This is a genomic window from Agromyces allii, assembly GCF_009749385.1.
In the GTDB taxonomy this organism is placed as follows: domain Bacteria; phylum Actinomycetota; class Actinomycetes; order Actinomycetales; family Microbacteriaceae; genus Agromyces; species Agromyces allii.
The window spans coordinates 307,457-326,521 of the sequence record NZ_WBIN01000002.1 but is presented as its reverse complement, the minus strand read 5'-3'; the positions used below and the strand labels follow the sequence as shown (position 1 = coordinate 326,521).

At 71.0% G+C, this 19,065-nt stretch carries 18 protein-coding genes and 1 tRNA gene; 8 read left to right on the top strand and 11 right to left on the bottom strand.

From position 1 onward, the window contains the following. The first annotated feature begins 9 nt into the window (after window positions 1-9). The 4 genes from GQR16_RS04040 to GQR16_RS04025 all read left to right on the top strand — a co-directional run bounded on the left by GQR16_RS04040 (window position 10) and on the right by GQR16_RS04025 (window position 2,627). A complete protein-coding gene (locus GQR16_RS04040; RefSeq protein ID WP_157413864.1) occupies window positions 10-483 on the top strand; it encodes an NfeD family protein in 474 nt (157 codons plus the stop codon). Window positions 484-494: 11 nt separating this feature from the next. After that, on the top strand, window positions 495-1,418 hold the full coding sequence (locus GQR16_RS04035; protein WP_425482611.1) for an SPFH domain-containing protein: 924 nt from the start codon (window positions 495-497) through the stop codon (window positions 1,416-1,418). A gap of 5 nt (window positions 1,419-1,423) precedes the next feature. Continuing rightward, window positions 1,424-2,179 carry a glycerophosphodiester phosphodiesterase family protein gene (locus GQR16_RS04030; protein WP_157413862.1) on the top strand — a complete coding sequence of 252 codons (756 nt, stop codon included), beginning with the start codon at window positions 1,424-1,426 and terminating at the stop codon, window positions 2,177-2,179. 85 nt (window positions 2,180-2,264) lie between these two features. Next, window positions 2,265-2,627 (top strand): RNA polymerase-binding protein RbpA, encoded by a 363-nt coding sequence (locus tag GQR16_RS04025; protein WP_067876429.1) that lies wholly within the window; start codon window positions 2,265-2,267, stop codon window positions 2,625-2,627. Between the two features lie 83 nt (window positions 2,628-2,710). On the opposite strand, the gene lnt is transcribed toward GQR16_RS04025, so the two are convergent. The 9 genes from lnt to GQR16_RS03980 all read right to left on the bottom strand — a co-directional run bounded on the left by lnt (window position 2,711) and on the right by GQR16_RS03980 (window position 12,688). Then, the gene (gene lnt, locus GQR16_RS04020) at window positions 2,711-4,261 is read right to left on the bottom strand and encodes an apolipoprotein N-acyltransferase (protein WP_246200474.1); all 1,551 of its coding nucleotides are present in this window, start codon (window positions 4,259-4,261) and stop codon (window positions 2,711-2,713) included. Window positions 4,262-4,323: 62 nt separating this feature from the next. Continuing rightward, the gene (locus GQR16_RS04015; protein WP_157414001.1) at window positions 4,324-6,756 is read right to left on the bottom strand and encodes a DEAD/DEAH box helicase; all 2,433 of its coding nucleotides are present in this window, start codon (window positions 6,754-6,756) and stop codon (window positions 4,324-4,326) included. A gap of 12 nt (window positions 6,757-6,768) precedes the next feature. Beyond that, window positions 6,769-7,560, bottom strand: coding sequence for a twin-arginine translocase subunit TatC (gene tatC / locus GQR16_RS04010; protein WP_157414000.1), 792 nt, complete (start codon window positions 7,558-7,560; stop codon window positions 6,769-6,771). A gap of 48 nt (window positions 7,561-7,608) precedes the next feature. After that, complete coding sequence (tatA, locus tag GQR16_RS04005) at window positions 7,609-7,872, bottom strand: Sec-independent protein translocase subunit TatA (RefSeq protein WP_157413861.1); 264 nt, start codon at window positions 7,870-7,872, stop codon at window positions 7,609-7,611. Window positions 7,873-7,937: 65 nt separating this feature from the next. After that, window positions 7,938-8,921, bottom strand: a complete 984-nt coding sequence (locus tag GQR16_RS04000; RefSeq protein ID WP_157413860.1) for a helix-turn-helix transcriptional regulator — start codon at window positions 8,919-8,921, stop codon at window positions 7,938-7,940. Further along, window positions 8,918-9,943 carry a helix-turn-helix transcriptional regulator gene (locus GQR16_RS03995; protein WP_211373425.1) on the bottom strand — a complete coding sequence of 342 codons (1,026 nt, stop codon included), beginning with the start codon at window positions 9,941-9,943 and terminating at the stop codon, window positions 8,918-8,920. The genes GQR16_RS04000 and GQR16_RS03995 overlap by 4 nt, the downstream gene beginning before the upstream one ends. Window positions 9,944-10,001: 58 nt before the next feature. Beyond that, entirely contained in the window at window positions 10,002-10,946 is a 945-nt protein-coding gene (locus GQR16_RS20040; RefSeq protein WP_157413859.1) for an FKBP-type peptidyl-prolyl cis-trans isomerase, read from the bottom strand. 42 nt (window positions 10,947-10,988) lie between these two features. Further along, window positions 10,989-12,017, bottom strand: a complete 1,029-nt coding sequence (locus tag GQR16_RS03985; protein WP_157413858.1) for a tRNA (adenine-N1)-methyltransferase — start codon at window positions 12,015-12,017, stop codon at window positions 10,989-10,991. Continuing rightward, a complete protein-coding gene (locus GQR16_RS03980; RefSeq protein WP_246200472.1) occupies window positions 12,014-12,688 on the bottom strand; it encodes an HAD family hydrolase in 675 nt (224 codons plus the stop codon). The genes GQR16_RS03985 and GQR16_RS03980 overlap by 4 nt, the downstream gene beginning before the upstream one ends. Window positions 12,689-12,764: 76 nt before the next feature. On the opposite strand from GQR16_RS03980, the gene GQR16_RS03975 reads away from it, so the two are divergent. Continuing rightward, on the top strand, window positions 12,765-13,733 hold the full coding sequence (locus GQR16_RS03975) for a PAC2 family protein (RefSeq protein WP_246200471.1): 969 nt from the start codon (window positions 12,765-12,767) through the stop codon (window positions 13,731-13,733). A 131-nt stretch (window positions 13,734-13,864) separates the two neighbouring features. Here GQR16_RS03975 and GQR16_RS03970 read toward each other — a convergent pair whose 3' ends face one another. Next, on the bottom strand, window positions 13,865-14,683 hold the full coding sequence (locus GQR16_RS03970) for an undecaprenyl-diphosphate phosphatase (RefSeq protein ID WP_157413857.1): 819 nt from the start codon (window positions 14,681-14,683) through the stop codon (window positions 13,865-13,867). 49 nt (window positions 14,684-14,732) lie between these two features. Further along, a complete protein-coding gene (locus GQR16_RS03965) occupies window positions 14,733-16,085 on the bottom strand; it encodes a M20/M25/M40 family metallo-hydrolase (protein ID WP_157413856.1) in 1,353 nt (450 codons plus the stop codon). Between the two features lie 209 nt (window positions 16,086-16,294). On the opposite strand from GQR16_RS03965, the gene GQR16_RS03960 reads away from it, so the two are divergent. The 3 genes from GQR16_RS03960 to GQR16_RS03950 all read left to right on the top strand — a co-directional run bounded on the left by GQR16_RS03960 (window position 16,295) and on the right by GQR16_RS03950 (window position 19,057). Next, window positions 16,295-16,378, top strand: a tRNA-Leu gene (locus tag GQR16_RS03960). 226 nt (window positions 16,379-16,604) lie between these two features. Continuing rightward, complete coding sequence (locus GQR16_RS03955; RefSeq protein WP_157413855.1) at window positions 16,605-17,408, top strand: hypothetical protein; 804 nt, start codon at window positions 16,605-16,607, stop codon at window positions 17,406-17,408. Next, a complete protein-coding gene (locus GQR16_RS03950) occupies window positions 17,405-19,057 on the top strand; it encodes a Y-family DNA polymerase (protein WP_157413854.1) in 1,653 nt (550 codons plus the stop codon). Before GQR16_RS03955 ends, GQR16_RS03950 begins: the two co-directional genes overlap by 4 nt. Window positions 19,058-19,065 lie beyond the last annotated feature (8 nt).

Sequence of the window (19,065 nt, the reverse complement as noted above, 5' to 3'; positions counted from 1 at the left end):
GAGAACGAAGTGGATGTGCTCACTCAGTACGCGTGGATCGCCTGGTTGGTGCTCATCCTCGTCTTCGCCACGATCGAGGTGTTCACCCTCGAGATGACCTTCCTGATGCTCGCGCTCGGCAGCGTCGCAGGCCTGCTCTCCGGCCTGTTCGGCATCCCGTGGTGGGCCCAGTTCGTGATCGCCGCGGTCGTCGCCGTCGGACTGATCCTGACCCTGCGGCCATCCCTGCTCCGCGCCCTGCAACGAGGGGCCGACCCGGCACGCAGCAACATCGACGCCCTCATCGGCGTCGACGGCAATGTCGTGCGCACCGTGAGCCCCGCCGGCGGCCAGGTGCGTCTGCAGAACGGCGAGGTGTGGACGGCACGCCTCTCCCCCATCACCGAACAGGCCGATGTCGCGGTCGGCGAGCGTGTGCTCGTCACGGGCATCGACGGTGCGACCGCCGTCGTCGTGCCGCTCGAGAGGAGCACTCCCCAGTGAATGTCGTATCGGTGATCACGACGGTCATCGTCGCCGCGATCGTCATCTTCGTGATCGTCGTCATCGCACGATCGATCCGGATCATCCCGCAGGCGTATGCGGGCGTGGTCGAGCGGCTCGGCCGCTACCACAAGACGCTCACGCCGGGTCTGAACCTCCTCATCCCGTTCATCGACCGGCTGCGGCCGCTCGTCGACATGCGCGAGACCGTGGTGTCCTTCCCTCCGCAGCCGGTGATCACCGAAGACAACCTGGTGGTCTCGATCGACACGGTCGTGTACTTCCAGGTGACCGATGCACGGGCCGCGACCTATGAGATCGCGAACTACCTCGGTGCGGTCGAGCAGCTCACGACCACGACGCTCCGCAACGTCGTCGGCGGGCTGAACCTCGAAGAGGCGCTCACCTCGCGCGACAACATCAACGGCCAGCTCCGAGTCGTCCTCGACGAGGCGACCGGCAAGTGGGGCATCCGCGTCTCCCGAGTCGAGCTGAAGGCGATCGATCCGCCCCTCTCGATCCAGGACTCGATGGAGAAGCAGATGCGCGCCGAGCGCGACCGTCGTGCCCTGATCCTCACGGCCGAGGGCACGAAGCAGTCCGCGATCCTCACGGCGGAGGGCCAGCGCCAGGCCGCCATCCTCCAGGCCGAGGGTGATGCCAAGGCCGCGGTGCTCCGCGCCCAGGGCGAGGCGGAGGCGATCCTCACGGTCTTCGACGCCATCCACAAGGGCGACCCCGACCCCAAGCTGCTCGGCTACCAGTACCTGCAGATGCTGCCGCAGCTCGCCGAGGGCCAGGCGAACAAACTCTGGATCATCCCGAGCGAGCTCACCGAGGCGCTGAAGGGCATCGGCAAGGCGTTCACGCCGCCGAGCGCTCCCGGTGCGGGCGTCGGCACCGAAGGCGGAACGCCGCCGACAGGCCGCGTCTGACGCCGGTGGCCTCGCGCTACCTCGATCCACCACGACCGCGGGTCCTCGCACATCGGGGGCTCGCGGTCGTTGCGCCCGAGAACACGCTGCTCGCCTTCGAGCTCGCGCTCGAGGTCGGCGCCGGATACCTCGAGACCGACGTGCGCCTCACCGCCGACGGCGTCGTGGTCATCGCCCACGACGACACCATCGACCGCGTGGCGGGCACGTCCGCCCTCGTCGCCGAGCTCTCGATCGCCGAACTCGAGCGCATCGAGCTCGGCGCCGGGCAGCGCTTCTGCACGCTCGCCGAGGCGCTCGCGCGGTTTCCCGAGGCGCGGTTCAACATCGACGTGAAGGTCGCCGACGCGGTGCTGCCCGTGGTCGAGGTGATCCGGGCGGCTGCGGCATCCGATCGGGTGCTCCTCACGAGCTTCTCCGACGCTCGACGGCGCCGTCTCGCCGACCTTCTGCCGGGCGTCGCCACTTCGACCGGACAGGCCGGCGTCATCGGCGTGCTCCTTGCGACGTGGCTCGGCTCCCCCCGGCTCGTGCGTCGCGCGCTCCGGGGCGCGGTGGCGTTGCAGGTACCCGAGCGCTTCGGCCCGGTGCGCATCGTCTCGCGTCGATTCGTGCGCGTCGTGCACGCGGCCGGTGCCGAGGTCCACGTCTGGACCGTGAACGATCCGACCGACATGAAACGCCTGCTCAGCAGTGGGATCGACGGCCTGGTGAGCGACCGTGCCGACCTCGCCGTCGCGGTCGTCGCCGAGCGAAACTGAGAATTCCCCGGGATTCACCCAGCCTCCGGAAGGGGAACGCACAGCTTGATCGTTTATACCTATAGACGATCGAGAGGAGTACGCCATGGCGGACCGGAGCCTACGAGGCATGCGCATCGGCGCTCAGAGCTTGCAGACTGAAGACGGCGTGATCTTCGCCGACCGCGCGGAGTACAGGTACCGCTGCGAGGCATGCAACCACGAGACGGTCATGATCTTCTCGACCGAAGCTGAGACCCCCGAGGAGTGGGAGTGCCGCAACTGCGGTGCTTCGGCCGTGCTCCTCGTCGACTCCAAGCCGGTCGAGATCGACCGTTCGGGCGAGAAGGTGGCCCGAACCCACTGGGACATGCTGCTCGAGCGCCGTACGCGCGCCGAGCTCGAAGAGCTGCTCGAGGAGCGCCTCGCGTTCCTGCGCGCACGCCGCGGGCAGAAGCAGAGCGCGTAGCCGCACCGCTTCATCCATCGACGCCGCCTCCGTTCGGAGGCGGCGTTCGTGGTTTCCGGGGGCCTTGTCCGCGAACCTCGGGCTCAGGCCCCGGTGCGTCCGCGATCGCGACGGCGTGCGATCAGGCCCGCGCCGACCAGTCCGAGCGCGGCGCCGCCGACGAGCAGCCACGGCACGGCAGCGCCGAGCACGACCGAGGGAGTGCGTCCGTCGCGGAGCTCGACATCCGTCACCATGGCCCCGGGCTCGTACGCGGGCAGGGAATCGATCGTGCGCCCCGCGGGGTCGATCACCTGGCTCGTGCCGACGGTCGAGATGTTCACGACCGACCGGCCCGTCTCGATCGCGCGCAGGCGGGCGATCGCGAGCTGCTGCTCGTTCTCGTCGGTGCCGCGGAAGTCGGCGTTGTTCGTCTGGAACATGAAGACCTGGGCGCCGTCGTCGATGCCCTCCCAGATGAGATCGTCGTAGATCACGTCGAAGCAGATGGCCAGGCCCGTGATCGCGTCGCCGAGGTCGAAGACGGGCGGATTCGTTCCGGGCGTGTAGCCGCGTTGGACGAGGCCGATGAGGTCGGGCGCGAGCGAGTACCAGAAGTCGCGATCGGGGATGTACTCGCCGAACGGAACCGGGTGCCGCTTGTCGTACGTCGCGACCGCGCCCTCGCCCGCGCGCCAGAGCATCGACGTGTTGAAGTACTTCGCGGTCGCCTCGTCGTCGCCCTCGACCGTGACGGTGTTCAGCAGCACGGGCGCGTCGATCTGCTCGCTCAACCGGTCGAAGATGCCGGCGACGCGATCGGAGCGCAGCGGGTCGAGGTCTGATCCGCCCTCGGGCCAGAGGAGCACGTCGAGGTCGGGTTCGTCGAGCACGGGCTCGGATGCCTCGAGCTGCGAGGCCAGGATGTCGCCCTGGGCGCGCTCGTCGAAGTAGCCGGCCGGACCGTTGCCCTGCACGCTGGCCACGCGGAGCGTGCCGGCATCCGTCGTCTGCCACTGGGGTACGAGCATCGCGATGAGCGCGACGGCGACGACCGGGATCGCCGTGCGGAGGTCGTGCCATGCGCGCAGGCGAACCCACTCGATGATCGCCGCGACGAGGAACACCATGACGAACCCGAGGCCCGTGCTGCCGACCCACGAGACGACGTCGGCGAAGGGGCTCTCGGACTGGCTGAGGGCCGCGCGGCCCCAGGGGAACCCGCCGTACGGGATCGAGCCGGTGGCGGCCTCGCGGAGGCACCAGAGGCCCGCCACGAGCGCAGGCAGCACGACGAGGCGCACCCAGCGGGCATCGCTCGCGCGAGGAACCCAGCGGTAGGCGAGCGTGATGAGCACGGCGCCGCCCGCGACGAACGCGGACTCCAGCACGGAGAGCGCGAGCCACGGGACCGGTCCGAGGTACAGCGCGGTCCAGGAGACCTGCTGCAGGTAGAACGCCATGCCGAAGGCGAAGCCGACGAGCAGGGCCGCCCAGGCCGAACGCCCGATCAGGCTCAGGAGGGCGGACGCGATGCCGACGAATGCGAGCGGCCACCACGAGACGCCCGGGAACCCGAGGTCGTAGATCAGGCCGCCGGCGATCGCGACGAGCAGGGCCGCCCACAGGGGCATCAGCGGTCTCGGGACGGGCACCAGATCAGCCTAGGCGAACGGCAGCGACCGGACCGCCCGTGCCCTGGCACCCGTTGGTCGTCTCAGCTGGCGGACCCGTATGCGACGACGCCGCGGCGCACCGCATCGATCGCGGCGCGGGCCGTGACCCCGAGCTCGGCGTCGGCCACGATCGAGATCTGATCCAGCACGTCGACGACCTGCTTCGCGACGCGCACGAAGTCGCCCGCTGCGAGGTCGGTGTCGGAGAGCACGGCGCCGAGGCTCGCACCGCTCGCCCACGCGTGCATCGCCATCGCCAGCGCCGGCGACGGCACCTCGCTGCCGTCCAGACGATGGTCGCGCTCGAGGTCGTCGAGCTCGCTCCAGATGTCGGTCGTGCGCTCGAAGGCCTCGCGGAACCGCCCGCGCGGCAGTCGGAACTGCTCGCCGTGGTCGTCGCGCCGCGGTTCGTAGACGAGCGAGACCGCCATCGCCGCGACCGACGGTACGTCGAGGCCGTTCCAGAGCCCCTGACGCAGGCACTCGGCCACCAGCAGGTCGCGTTCGCCGTAGATGCGCTTCAGGATGCGGCCGGCGGGCGTCGAGACCATGCCGCCGTCGGCCGTGCGCTCGAGGTAGCCGAGCTGTTCGAGCACGTCGGCGACACGATCGAACCGCTTCGCGATCTGCCCGGTGCGCGTGTGGATCTGGCGCGAGAGCTGCTCGTGGTCGCGGTGCAGACGCCACCACCGCTCCGCCCAACGTGCGTGCTGCTCGCGCTCCGCGCAGCCGTGACACGGGTGCGCGCGCATCTGCTTGCGCGCATCGGCGAGGTCGCGCTGCATGCGCTCGCGCTGGGCGTGCGTCGGATTGCCCTTGGAATTCTGACGCTCGAGGTCGCTGATGCGCCGCCGGATCGCCGAGTACTGGGCGAAGTCGCCGAGATGGCAGGCCATGGCCTGTTCGAAGCCCGCCATCGACTCCTCCTGCTTGCGCAGGGTGCGGGCCAGGTCGACGACCGCGCGGTCGGCCTGGAACTGGGCGAACGAGAGCTCGAGGATCTGCCTGGTGCGCTCGCGTCCGAACTGGTCGACGAGGTTCACGGCCATGTTGTAGGTCGGCTTGAAGCTCGAGTTCATCGGGTAGCTGCGGCGCGACGCGAGCGCGGCGACCGCCTCGGGGTCGAGCCCGTCGACCCACTGGATCACCGAGTGGCCCTCGATGTCGATGCCGCGGCGGCCCGCGCGGCCGGTGAGCTGCGTGTACTCCCCCGGCGTGATCGGCACGCGTGCCTCGCCGTTGAACTTCTCGAGCTTCTCGAGCACGACCGACCTCGCCGGCATGTTCACGCCGAGGGCGAGCGTCTCGGTGGCGAAGACCGCCTTCAGGAGCTTGCGCTGGAAGAGCTCCTCGACGACCTCCTTGAACGCGGGGAGCATGCCGGCGTGGTGGGCTGCGACGCCGCGCTGGAGTCCCTCGAGCCAGTCCCAGTAGCCGAGCACGGCGAGGTCTTCGTCACGCAGCATCTGCACCCGCGACTCGACGATCGATCGGATCTCGTCGCGCTCCGACGACTCGGTCAGGCGGATGCCCGACCGCAGCACCTGGCGGACGGCCTGGTCGCACCCGACGCGCGAGAAGATGAAGAAGATGGCGGGCAGCAGGTGCTTGCCGTGCAGGAGGTCGACGACCTCGGGGCGGTCGATGCGCCCGGTGCCCTGACCGCCGCCGTGGTGGTAGCGGCCGCGATCGCCGCCCCGCCGTCCGCGGGCCGACCGCGACGAGATGGAGCGGCCGCCGGCGCGGGCGAGCTGGAGCAGTTCGGGGTTGACGCGGTTCGTGGCGCCCTTGCCCGACGAGTCGAACAGGTCGACGAGCTTGCCCTTCACGAGCACGTGCTGCTCGAGCGGCACCGGGCGGTCCTCGGAGACGACGACGTCGGTGTCGCCGCGGACCGCCTGAAGCCAGTCGCCGAACTCCTCGGCATTGGAGACCGTGGCGCTCAGGGCGACGAGCCGCACGTCTTCGGGGAGGTGGATGATGACCTCCTCCCACACCGCCCCGCGGAACCGGTCTGCGAGGTAGTGCACCTCGTCCATCACGACGTACGCGAGCCGGTCGAGGGTGGACGAGCCGGCGTAGAGCATGTTGCGGAGCACCTCGGTGGTCATGACCACGATGCGCGCGTTCGAGTTGATGTTCGTGTCGCCGGTGAGCAGGCCGACGTCGTCGGACCCCCATGCCTCGACGAACTCCTGGTACTTCTGGTTCGACAGCGCCTTGATCGGCGTCGTGTAGAACACCTTCGCACCGGTCTGCTGCATCGCGAGGAACAGCGAGAACTCGGCCACCACGGTCTTGCCCGCACCGGTCGGTGCGGCCACGAGCACGCTCCGCCCCTCGTCGAGCGCGCCGCAGGCGGCCCGCTGGAACGGGTCGAGGTCGAAGCGCTGGGAGGCCGCGAAGTCCTGGAGTCTGGGGCGTCGGCGCTGCTCGCGCGACTGGGCGTACCGTTCGGCCGGCGAGAGGCTCATCACCCCTTCAGCCTAGACAGGCTCCGCGAACTCCTCGGCGTTTCGACGCTCGACACGGCGGTCGTGCAGGTGCGCGATGAACCAGGCGAGGAAGTACAGGCCGATCATCGGGATCGCCAGCATGAACATCGAGACGACATCGGCCGACGGCGTGGCGATCGCGGTGAAGAGCACGATCACGAGGATCGCGACGCGCCACGACTTGATGATCGAGGCGGCGCTGATGACCCCGGCGAAGTTCAGGAGCACGATGAACACGGGCAGCACGAACGCGACGCCGATCGCGATCACGAGCTTCTGCACGAAGTCGAGGTACTCCTTGGCCGTGAGGAGGCTCTCGCCGCCCTCTGGCACGAAGCTCGTCATGAGCTTGACGATGTTCGGCAGCACGAACCAGCCGGCTGCGCATCCGGCGAGGAACAGCGGGATCGCCGAGAGGAAGAAGCCGAGCGTGAACTTGCGCTCGCGCGTGTTCAGCCCGGGCACGAGGAACGCGAAGATCTGGTAGAGCCAGACCGGGCTGGAGATGACGAGTCCGATCGTGAACGCCAACTGGAGCCGCAGGTCGAACGCGCTCGAGATCGTCGGGAAGACGATGGTCGCGACCTTGGGCACGTCTTCGCCGGGATGCGCGGCGGCGTACGCCTCGGCCTGCGCCTTGGCGACGTTCACCACGGGCTGCTGGATCGCGTCCCAGACGAAGAGCTCGGTGAGCACCCAGCCCGCGATCGCGCCGACCACGATCGCGATCGCGGCGATGAACAGTCGTTTGCGGAGCTCGATCAGGTGCGCCCCGAGCGACATCCGCCGCTCGCGGTTCTTCTCACCGCGCGCCGTCGTCGCGGTCATGCGTCAGGCGCCCGAGGAGGAATCGGGCTTCTTCGCCGTGCCCTCGGCCGTGTTCGTGCCGGTGCTCGCGGCGTTGTCGCCCGCAGCAGGGGCGTCGCCCGTCGTGTCGGCCTTGCCGTCTGCGTCGGAGTCGCGCACCTCGGACTTGAGGATCTTCATCGACTGCCCGAGGCTCCGCGCGAGCGCCGGAAGCTTGGGCGCGCCGAAGAGCAGCAGGATGATGACCAGGATGATCAGGAAGTGCCATCCGGTGAGGTTTGCGAACATGCGGCGTCCAATTCTGACGGGGATGTGGAGGTCAGTCTAACGGGTCGGGTGCGGAGCGTACGCGCTCAGCGGACGGATGCCTCGTCGTAGCCCTGCAGCCCGGCGGCCGCCCACTCGGCGACGACCTGACGCGCGTCGGCCGGAGCCACGACCGTGACGAGTCCGGGCAGGCCGGAGACGAGTCGCTTGAGTCCGTGCACGTGCGCGAGGCGCAGGGTCACGCGGAGTCGCCCGTCGACCTCCTGGGTCGAGGAGTCGGCCAGGTAGTCGGCGAGGAGCGGCAGCGCCTCGGCCGCCACGTCGACGACCACGTCGAGGTCGGACGATGAGCCCTGGAACAGCGTCTCGGGCACGTCGAGGTCGGCGTGGTCGCCCACCGGGAAGTCGAGGACCTCAAGTTCGCTCATGCGATCGACCCGGAAGTTGCGCACGTCCTCGCGCGTGTGGCAGTACGCCTGCAGGTACCAGTCGGCGTCTTGTGAAAGCATCCGCAGCGGATCGGTGCGTCGCCGCCCGGCCTCGCCCCGCGCGTTGAGGTAGTCGAACTCGAGCTGTCGGCCGCCGGTGATGGCCTCGCGGATGAGCGCGAGCGAGGAATCGGCGACGGGCTCGGCGATCGCGAGGCCCGACGGGGTCGCCGAGGCGCCCGCGCGGAGCTTCGCCGTGAGCGAGGCGAGCGCGCTGCTGTCGGCGTTCTCGGGCAGGGCGGCGAGGTACTGCAGGCCGGCGATGAGCGCCGCCGCCTCGCGGGCGGCGAGCCGGGGCGCCTCGTCGATCGCGACGTGGTGCACGATCACGATCTCGTCGTGCTCCTCGAAGGCGTCCCAGTCGATGTCGAACAGGTCGTTCGACTGGTACGTGCCGGTGTCGCCCGGGAGCCCGGACATCGCGATCAGCCGCACCGCGTCGCGGATCTGCTCGTCGGTGGATCCGAAGTGGGCCGCGGCCTCGGCGACCGTGACGACCTGCTGCTCGATGAGGTACGGAACGAGCGAGAGCAGGAACACGAGCTTGTCGGGTGCGCGCAGTGCTGCGCGTCGCTGGGTCATCGTGCTCCTCGGGGGTCGCGTGCGGCGTGCGTCTCGGCGACGAGCCGGAGACGGTCGCGCACCGCGTCGCGGAGGTCGGGCGGGGTGAGCACCCTGACCTCGGGGCCGTAGGCCGCGAGCTCGTCGGCGAACACCGCGACATCCGTGTAGTGCAGCCGGATCACGCCGGCATCCTCGTCGCCGAGCACCGCGCGCTTGCCGAGACGCACCTCGGCGTCGCTGCCCGCCGTCACGGCGAGGTCGGCGACGTTGCTGAGCCGCAGTTCGTCGAGTTCGGCGAGGATGCGGTCCTGGATGCCCTCGGCGGGCGGCGCGAACGTGGCACCGGGCACGACGTCGACCTTGCCGACGATGCGCGAGAGGAGGAACGTGCGGAGGCCGTCGGCGTCGACGTCGCGGCCGTGCAGGTGCCAGCGGCCCTCGTGCAGCACGACGGCGTAGGGGTCGACGCGGCGCTCGCGCGGGGCCGTCTCGCCGGGCTTGAGGTAGGCGAACCGAACGCGCTGGCGTCGGTCGAGCGCCGTGCGCAGCGGCTCGAAGGCCGCCTCGCGCACCCGGAGCCGCGGTGCGTAGCCGATGACCGGCTCGCGCGGCTCGATGCCGAGCCCACGGATCTTCGTCAGCGCACGGCGCGAGTCTTCGGACAGCGACGCCCCGCGCCAGACCTCGCCCGCGAGGGCGAGCAGCGCGAGCTCGTCTGGCGTGAACCGCACCTCGTCGGGCAGGTCGTACTGGCCCTTGGGGATGCGATAGCGCAGCGCCTGGTTGTCACCGGGGCGATCGGGCGACTCGACGGTCTCGAGCGGGATGCCGAGCTCGCGCACCTCGTCCTTGTCGCGCTCGAACTGCCGCTCCAGATTCGCGTTGGAGCCGTGCGGGTCGTACTTCTCGGCATAGCCGCGCACGGTCGAGAGGATCTCGGCCTTCAGCAGGCCGGTCTCGGTCGCGAGCAGCGCGAGGACGAGGCTGAACAGTCGGTCTTCGACCGGGATCTTCACGTCTCTTCGTTCGGCGCCGGTCACAGGAGCGATCTTACCCACGCCGAAGCGACCGGTCGCCGGAACGAAGGGAGTCGAGACGTCAGATCACGCCCAGGATGTCGATGACGAAGAAGAGGGTCGCATTGGCGGGCACGCCGCCGCTGTTGCCCTGCTCGCCGTAGCCCTCGGACGGCGGGATGATGACGCCGATCTGGGAGCCGACCTTCTGGCCGATGAGCGCCTTCGAGAAGCCGGGGATCACCTGGCCGCCCTCGCCGACCACGAAGGTCGCGGGGGTGCCCTTCTCCCAGCTGGAGTCGAACGCGGTGCCCTCGTCCCACAGCACGCCCGTGTACTGCACGACCACGGTGTCGCCGTCTTCGACGACCTCGCCGGAGCCCTGCAGGAGGGTCTCCTGCTGGAGCGACTTCGGAGGATCGATCTTGGGAACCGTGATGCCGGGGCGGCCGTCGGGTGCGAGCACCACGGCGGGGAACCGGTCGCGGGTCAGCTGCGGCGTGCCGTCGGCGCGCGACGGGAACGCCCGCTGCACGTCGACCACGAACACGATGCTGTCGCCGGGCTCGACGCCGACCGACGGGTTGCCGTTCGGGCCGAAGCCGTCCTTCTCGGGCACGACCACCACGACGCGCGAACCCTCGCGCGCGCAGGTCAGGCCCTTCGCGATGCCGGGCATGGTCGCCGACGCGTTCACGTTCAGGGGCACCGGGTCGGTGTCGCCGAAGCCCGTGACCTGGATCTCGTCGCCGGTCGCGCCGTTGTAGACGCCGAGGCCGACGAGCGCCAGCTGGCCCTCGCTCAGGAGCGGACCGGTGCCCTCGATGATCTCGGTGCACTGGGTCTCTTCGGGGTTGAGCGGCGACGGGAAGGAGACCTTGGGCTCCTCGCCGAACTTGCCGCTCACCTCGACCGCCGCAGACGAGTCTCCGGGGGTCGCCTCGGGGGCGGGCGCCGATGCGGCGCATCCCGTGAGGGCGACGGCGACGAGGCCGACGGTGGCGATGAGCGCGAGTGACGAGCGCACTGATCCTCGATTCTTGGTGGGGTCGCGGTGGGCGGTGAAAGCCTACTCGGCTTCGCCTGAGGGTTCGGGCGCGTCGTCGTCGGGGCCGGCGCCCTCGCGCGAACGCGCGGCCGCGGCATCCGCAGCCCTGACGCGCTTGCGCAGCGCCTTGTCGCTGACGGTGCGCTCGCCGAGCGCGCCGGGGGTCCAGAGCTCGACGTCCTCGTCGCTGAAGTCGGTCTTCGACGGGCGTCGCTTGAGCTCGGGAAGCACGGTGTCGGGCGCGAGGCGGCGGGCCGTGAGCAGGAAGCCCGTGTGGGCGATCATGCGGTGGTCGGGGCGAACGGCGAGGCCCTGCACGTGCCAGCCGCGCACCATCGTCTCGGAGGACTGGGGCTCGGTGTACTCCCCCGTTGCGCGGATCGCCTCGGCGACGCGCGAGAGCTGTGTGACCGTGGCGATGTAGCAGAGCAGCACGCCGCCCGGCTTCAGCGCGGTCGACACGGCGCCGAGGCACTCCCACGGTGCGAGCATGTCGAGCACGACGCGGTCGACGGATGCCTCGGGCGCGACCTCGGGCAGGGCCTCGGCGAGGTCGCCCAGCGTGATGGTCCAGTTCTCGGGGTCGGCGCCGTGGAACGTCGCCACGTTGCCGCGTGCCACGCCCGCGAAGTCCTCGCGGCGCTCGAACGAGTGCAGGCGGCCCTCCGGCCCGATGCCGCGGAGCAGCCACAGCGACAGCGCGCCGGAGCCGACGCCGGCCTCGACGACCGTCGCGCCGGGGAAGATGTCGGCCTGCGCGAGGATCTGCGCGGCGTCCTTCGGGTAGACGATCGCGGCGCCGCGCGGCATCGACATGACGAAGTCGCTGAGCAGGGGCCGCAGCGCGAGGTACTCGATGCCGACCTGGTTCGCGACGACCGAGCCGTCGGGCAGGCCGATGATCTCGTCGTGGGCGATGAGGCCCTTGTGCGAGTGGAACATCTTGCCCGGTTCGAGGGTGATGGTGTGCATGCGGGCCTTGGGGCCCGTGAGCTGCACGCGGTCACCGATCTGGAAGGGGCCGCTGCGTTCGCCGCGGGACGCGCTCATGCGCTCGCCTTTCGTGAATGGGCGAGCGCGGCCACGTCGGCCACCGTCCGCCCGTCGAGGCTCGACCAGAGCACCGTCGCCGGTGTCTCGTCGAGCGAGAGGATGTTGGGCACGCCCACGGTGATGGCGCCCGATGCGGCGGCCGAGGCCACGCCGGTCGGCGAGTCCTCGAAGGCGACGCAGTCGGCGATGTCGACGCCGAGCTCGGCCGCGGCGACGAGGTAGGGCTCGGGGTGCGGCTTGGCGTTCGTCACGGAGTCGCCGGTCACGATCGCGTCGAACGCGTGGAACGGGATCGCCGCGATGACGTCGTCGGCCATGGAACGCACCGACATGGTCACGAGCGCCGTCGGCACGGAGGCCTCGCGCAGCGCCTCGAGCAGTTCGCGGGCGCCCGGTCGCCAGGGCAGGCCGAACTCGTTCAGCTGCTCGCGCACGCGCTCGGTGAGCCACGCCACGATCGCGTCGGCGTCGAGGTCGACCCCGTGCTCCTGGAAGATGCGCGCCGACTCCCAGAGGCCGCTGCCGACGAGCCGCATGGCGTCTTCGTGGGTCCAGGTGCCGCCGAACGAGCCGACCAGTTCTTCTTCGGCCGCCATCCAGTAGGGCTCGGTGTCGACGATCGTGCCGTCCATGTCCCAGAGGACTGCGGCGGGAAGGCGAGTGGTCACAACCGTCAAGTCTACGGGCACGGCCTATTGTGGGAGATGACCCGGGTGATCCGGGTCGGAGAGCGGGGCACCGAGCGTGAATCAGGCGGCCGGATTCGAGGGCGGCAGGCTGCTGGTCGTCGCGTTCGAGGGGTGGAACGACGCAGGCGAGGCCGCGACGGGTGCGGCGAAACTGCTCGCCGAACGCCTGAGCCTCGTCGAGATCGCCGCCGTCGATCCGGAGCTCTACTTCGACTACCAGTTCACCCGGCCGACCATCGTGCAGGGCGACGACGGATCGCGGCGCATCGAGTGGCCGGGCGCCTCGCTGCGCGGGCCCGCGCCGTCGATCGATGCGGATGCCGCGGCATCCGACCAGCCGACCGACGACGACGAGCGGGTCACCGGCCCCGGGGCCGACACCCTGCACGTGCTGCTGGGCGCCGAACCCGCCCGCAGCTGGAAGAGCTTCGCCGCCGAACTCGTCGACCAGGCCCTCGCGGCCGACATCGAGGGCGTCGTGCTGCTCGGCGCGATGCTCGCCGACGCCCCGCACACGCGCCCGCTCTCGGTCTTCGCCTCGAGCGAGAACCGCGAGCTGCGCGACCGCCTCGGCCTCGAACGCTCGACCTACGAGGGCCCCGTCGGCATCCTCAGCGTGCTCGCCGACCAGGCCGAGCGCGCCGGCATCCCCACGATCTCGCTCTGGGCCTCGGTGCCGCACTACGTGCACAACGCCCCCTCCCCCAAGGCCGTGCTCGCGCTCCTCGGCAAGCTCGAGGAGCTCACCGGGCTCAGCATCCCCCGCGGCACCCTCGAGGACGAGGCCAAGACGTGGGAGTCCGGCGTCGACGCGCTCGCCGCCGAAGACGAGGACATGGCCGGCTACATCGAGCAGCTCGAACGCGCGCGCGACGCCGTCGACGCCCCCGAGGCGAGCGGCGAGGCGATCGCGCAGGAGTTCGAGCGCTACCTCCGGCGCCGCGGCGACGGCCCCGACGGGCGCAACGAGCCGCCGCGCGGCGAAGGTCCGCGCGACGAGCCCTGGCGCCCGCGCGACGCCTGAGCGGCACTGCGCGAGCGCGCGCCGGTCGCCGGCGCGCGGCATCCGTCGCCGTGCATCGCGACGGGCGGATGCCTCACGCGGTCGCGTCGACCGGCGATCAGCGCTGCCCGGCGGTCAGCGCTGCCCGGTGGTCAAGGCTGGATGACGCCCATGCCGAGCAGCACGAACAGCGTGCCGCCGAGCAGCACCCGGTAGATCACGAACGGCAGGAAGCTGCGCTTGGAGATGTAGCTCATGAAGAACGCGATCACGGCGAGACCCACGAAGAACGCCACCACGGTGGCCGCGCCCGTCTCGACGAGGTTGTAGACCGAGGGCTCCCCCAGGCTCTTCGCGAGCTGGTAGAGGCCGCTGCCGAAGACGGCGGGGATCGCGAGCAGGAACGCGTATCGCGCGGCGGCCGCACGTTCGTAGCCGAGGAAGAGCCCAGCGGTGATCGTGCCGCCCGAGCGCGAGACGCCCGGGATGAGCGCGAGCGCCTGCGCGAAGCCGAAGACGACGCCGTGGCCGACCGTGAGGTCGTCGAGCTTGCGGCGCTTGGCCCCGGCCCAGTCGGCGAGTCCCAGGATCAGGCCGAAGACCACGAGCATGGTCGCGGTGATCCAGAGCGAGCGGAGCGTGGTCTCGATCGCGTCCTGGAAGAGCAGCCCGAGCACGATGATCGGCAGCGAGCCGATGATGATGAGCCAGCCCATGCGCGCGTCGGGGTCGTTGCGCGGCACGCGGCCCGTGAACGAGCCGAACCAGTGCGAGATGATGCGCACGATGTCGCGCCAGAAGAACACGATGACCGCGGTCTCGGTGCCGAGCTGGGTGATGGCGGTGAACGCGGCTCCGGGGTCTTGGGCTCCGGGCAGGAACTCGCCGAGGATGCGCAGGTGGGCGCTCGAGGAGATGGGGAGGAACTCGGTGAGTCCCTGGACGAATCCGAGGATGAGCGCTTCGATCACGTGGCTGGGCCGCCTTTCCTCTCCGGAGGCCCGGAGCTCGCGTGGACCGTCAGTAGTCGAGGAGGAGGTCGCGCAGGACCTGCCTCCCGAAGAATAGCGCGTCCAGCGGCACCCGCTCGTCGACGCCGTGGAACATCGCCGGGAAGTCGAGACCCTCCGGCAGGCGCAGCGGAGCGAAGCCGTAGCCGGTGATGCCGAGTCGGCTGAGCGACTTGTTGTCGGTGCCGCCCGAGAGCAGGTACGGGAACACGGGCGCGCCGGGGTCGTGCGCGTGGATCGCCGTGTGCACGGCGTCGACGAGGGCGCCCGAGGTGGGCGACTCGAGGCCGACGTCGCGGTGCACGATCTGGATCTCGATGTCGTCGCCCGCGATGCGCGCGATCTCGGCGAGCACCGCGTCCTCCTCGCCGGGCAGCGTGCGGATGTCGATGAGCGCCTCGGCGCGGTCGGGGATCACGTTGTGCTTGTAGCCCGCTTCGAGGCCCGTCGGGTTCGACGTCGTGCGCAGCGTCGCCGTGATGAAGCCCGAAGCCGACCCCGTGGCGAGGGCGAGCTCGTCGGGCGAGACCTGCTGCGGGTCGACGCCGAGCGTGTCGGCGACCCGGTCGAGCAGTTCGCGCGTCGTGCCGGTGAGGCGTACAGGCCACTCGGTCGAGCCGATGCGCGCGATCGCGCCGGCGAGCTTCGTGATCGCGTTGTCGCGGATCAGGCGCGAGCCGTGCGCGGCCGTGCCTCGGGCGACAAGCCGGATCCAGAGCAGCGACTTCTCCCCCGTCTGCAGCAGGTAGGCGCGCGTGCCGCCGACCGTGATCGAGTAGCCGCCGACCTCGCTGATCGCCTCGGTCGCGCCCGCGAAGAGTTCGGGGTGGTCGTCGACGAGCCGGCTCGCGCCCACACCGCCACCGGCCTCCTCGTCGGCGAAGTACGCGACGACGATCTCGCGCTCGGGCAGGCGCCCCGAGCCCAGGATGTCGCCGAGCGCCGTGAGCATCATGGCGTCCATGTCCTTCATGTCGACGGCGCCCCGCCCCCACAGCATGCCGTCGCGGATCTCGCCCGCGAACGGGTCGACGCTCCAGTTGCGCGCATCGGCCGGCACCACGTCGAGGTGGCCGTGGAGCACGAGCGCGGGCTTCTCGGGGTTGCGACCCGGTACGCGGGCCACGACGCTCGTGCGCCGCGGCTCGGGTTCGAACATCTGCGGCGAGAGGCCCAGTGCCGCAAGGCGCGCCTCGACGTACTCGGCGGCCTCGCGCTCGCCCTCCGCCTTGCCCCCGCCGTAGTTCGACGTGTCGAACCTGATCAGGTCGCGCGCGATGAGCGCGGTCTCCTCGAGTTCGGAGGTCTCGTTCTGCTCGTTCTCGAGGCGGGGCTCGGGCAGCGGTGCGGATGTCTCGGCCATGCCCTTCACCGTAGCCGCCGCCGTCGATCGGGGCGACGGCTGTCGCGATGCGGCGACATGCGAAAATCGGAACATGGCCCTGATCGGCGCTTCAGGCTCGGAAAGTCCTGAATCCCGCGGTGCAAACGACCCCCGTGGTCAAAAGCGCGTTCGGAACCGTGCTAATGTTTCATCTCGTTGCCGAGCGAGAAATCGCGAGGCAGACACAAGCGCGGGTGGCGGAAATGGCAGACGCGCTAGCTTGAGGTGCTAGTGCCCTAACGGGCGTGGGGGTTCAAGTCCCCCCTCGCGCACGCTTGTGTCGAGAAGGCCCGGATCGGTTTCGATCCGGGCCTTCTTGCATTTCCGGGGTCGTTTCCCGGCTCGGTTCCTGGGTTCATCCCGTGGGCGCTTCCCCGCTCCCTTCCGCGCTCACTCCCGGCGCACCGCCATGCTCGCCCCGGTTCCACTCCGGATGCGGACGTTCGGTGCATCCGACTTGCCGTGTTCGAACATATGTTCGAAACTGGAGCGGTGACCATGACCGCTCCCCTCCCCGACGCCGCACCGCGTGCACCCCGTGCCGCGCGCGTCGAGGAGCTGCAGGCCCGCATCCGCGGCATGCAGAGCACGCGGCTCGAGACCAAGGCCGTGCCGACGCATCCAGCCTTCGCCGACGTGCTGCCGGGCGGCACGCTCCGCGAGGGCACGATCGTGCAGGTCGAGGGGTCGATGACCCTCCTCATGGCGCTGCTCGCCGGGCCGAGCGCCGACGGGCGCTGGGCGGCCGTCGTCGGCATGCCCGAGTTCGGGGTCGAGGCGGCCGCGCGCTTCGGCATCGCGCTCGAACGCCTCGCGCTCGTCCCAGACCCGGGCGACCAGTGGCTCGCCGTCGCCGCGGCGCTCGCCGATGTGATCCCCGTTGTCGCCGTGCGGCCCGTGGGGCAGGTCTCCCCCGCCGAGGCGAGTCGACTGCAGGCCCGGCTCCGTCAGCGCGGCACCACGCTCCTCGTGGCGGGTGCGTGGCCCGGCAGCGACGCGCGGCTCGGGGTCTCGGCCAGCCAGTGGCACGGCATCGAACGCGGGCACGGGCATCTCGTCGACCGCGAGGCGGTCGTGGAGGTCGCGGGTCGGGGCGAGTTCGTGCGCCGGGCCGGCTCCCGGCTGCGCCTGCCAGGGCGGTCGCTCGAGTTCGCGGCCGTGCCCGTCGAACGCCTGCCCGCAGCTCCCTCGTTCGGCGGGGCGGCGCCTGCGGCCCCGTCTTCGGCCCTCTCGCTCAGGCGACGGGCGAGGGCGAACCCGGCGCTCGGACTCGTCGGCGAAGCACGACGGAGGGCCGGATGAACGTCGAACCCGGCCGCACGATCGTGCTGTGGTGCCCGGACTGGCCGATCCGCGCCGTCTGCCGCGACCTCGGCCTCGACGCAGACACCCCGATCGCGCTCATCGACCACGGGCTCGTGTTCGCCTGCTCGGCCGCCGCTCGCGCGTCCGGGGTCATGCGGGGGCTGAAGCTCCGCGAGGCCCAGCTGCGGTGTCCGGAGCTCGCGGTGCACGAGTACGACGTCGAACTCGACGTGCGCGTGTTCGAACCCGTCGTGCGCCAGGTCGAGCAGACCGTGCCCGGAGTGCAGGTCGTGCGACCCGGCACGCTCGCCATGCGCGCCCGTGGGCCCGCCCGCTACTACGGGAGCGAGTCCGCCGCGGCATCCGCGCTGCTCGCGACCCTCGAGGCCCTCGGCCTCGAGGGCTCCGGGGTCGGCATCGCCGACGGGCCGTTCGCGGCCGAACAGGCGGCCCGTGCGGCCCGTGCAGCCCGGGCCGCGAAGCCGAGCGCAGCCGCGCGCGGGGCCGACGGCGGGGCCGACATGGGCGCCCGGGTCGAGATCGTCGAGCCCGGGGCATCCGCCGCCTTCATCGCCCCGCTGCCCGTGGCGCTCGTGACCGACCAGCGCACGTGCACCCTGCTGAACCGCCTCGGCGTGCGCACCCTGGGCGAGTTCGCCGCACTGCCCGAGGCCGACGTGCGCCGCAGGTTCGGCGCGGCCGGCGCGTTCGCCCACGACCGTGCCGCCGGCCGCGAACAGGCCCGGGTGCTCGCTCGCACTCCCCCGCCCGAGTTCGAGGTCGAGCAGCACTTCGAGCCGCCGCTCGACCGCATCGACCAGCTCGCGTTCGCGTTCCGCGTCGGCGCAGAGGGCTTCATCCAGCGCATGCGCGACGTCCGCCTCGTGTGCACCGGGCTCCGGGTCGAGATCGACGACGAGCGCGGCGGGCGCTCGAGCCGGAGCTGGCTGCACCCGCGGTGGTTCACGCCCGCCGACGTCATCGACCGGGTGCGCTGGCAGCTGCAGGGCGCGGGCATGGCCGATGCGGGCCTGGCCTCGCCGATCGTGCGGCTGCGCGTGATCCCCGAACGCATCGACTCCACGGGCAACCACGAGGAGGGGCTCTGGGGCGGCGGCCCCGACGAACGCGTGCATCACGGGCTCACGCGCGTGCAGAGCATGCTCGGCCACGACGCCGTCGTCACCGCGTCGGTCGGCGGCGGGCGCATGCTCGCCGACCGCCAGGTGCTCGTGCCGTGGGGAGACCGCCCGCCCGAGCGCGGGGCCGGCCGGGAGGGCGACGCGCCGTGGCCCGGCAGCCTGCCGGCGCTCGCCCCTGCGAGCGTGTTCCGCGAACGGCGGCCCGTCGCGCTGCTCGATGCGAGAGGGGCGGATGTCGCGATCGACGCCCGTGGGGTCATCTCGGCGGTGCCCGAGCGGTTCGCCGTGGGCGGTGCGACGAGCGGCGGCCCCGCTCGCCGCACCGACGGGTTCGGAGCACGGCCCGTGCGCGCCTGGGCGGGCCCGTGGCCGGTCGTCGAGCGCTGGTGGGATCCGGCGGCGGCCAAGCGCGTGCACCGCTTCCAGATCGTCGACGACGACGGGTGCGCGTGGCTGCTCGTGCGCGACGGCGACGGCTGGTGGGCCGAGGCGAGGTACGACTGATGCACATG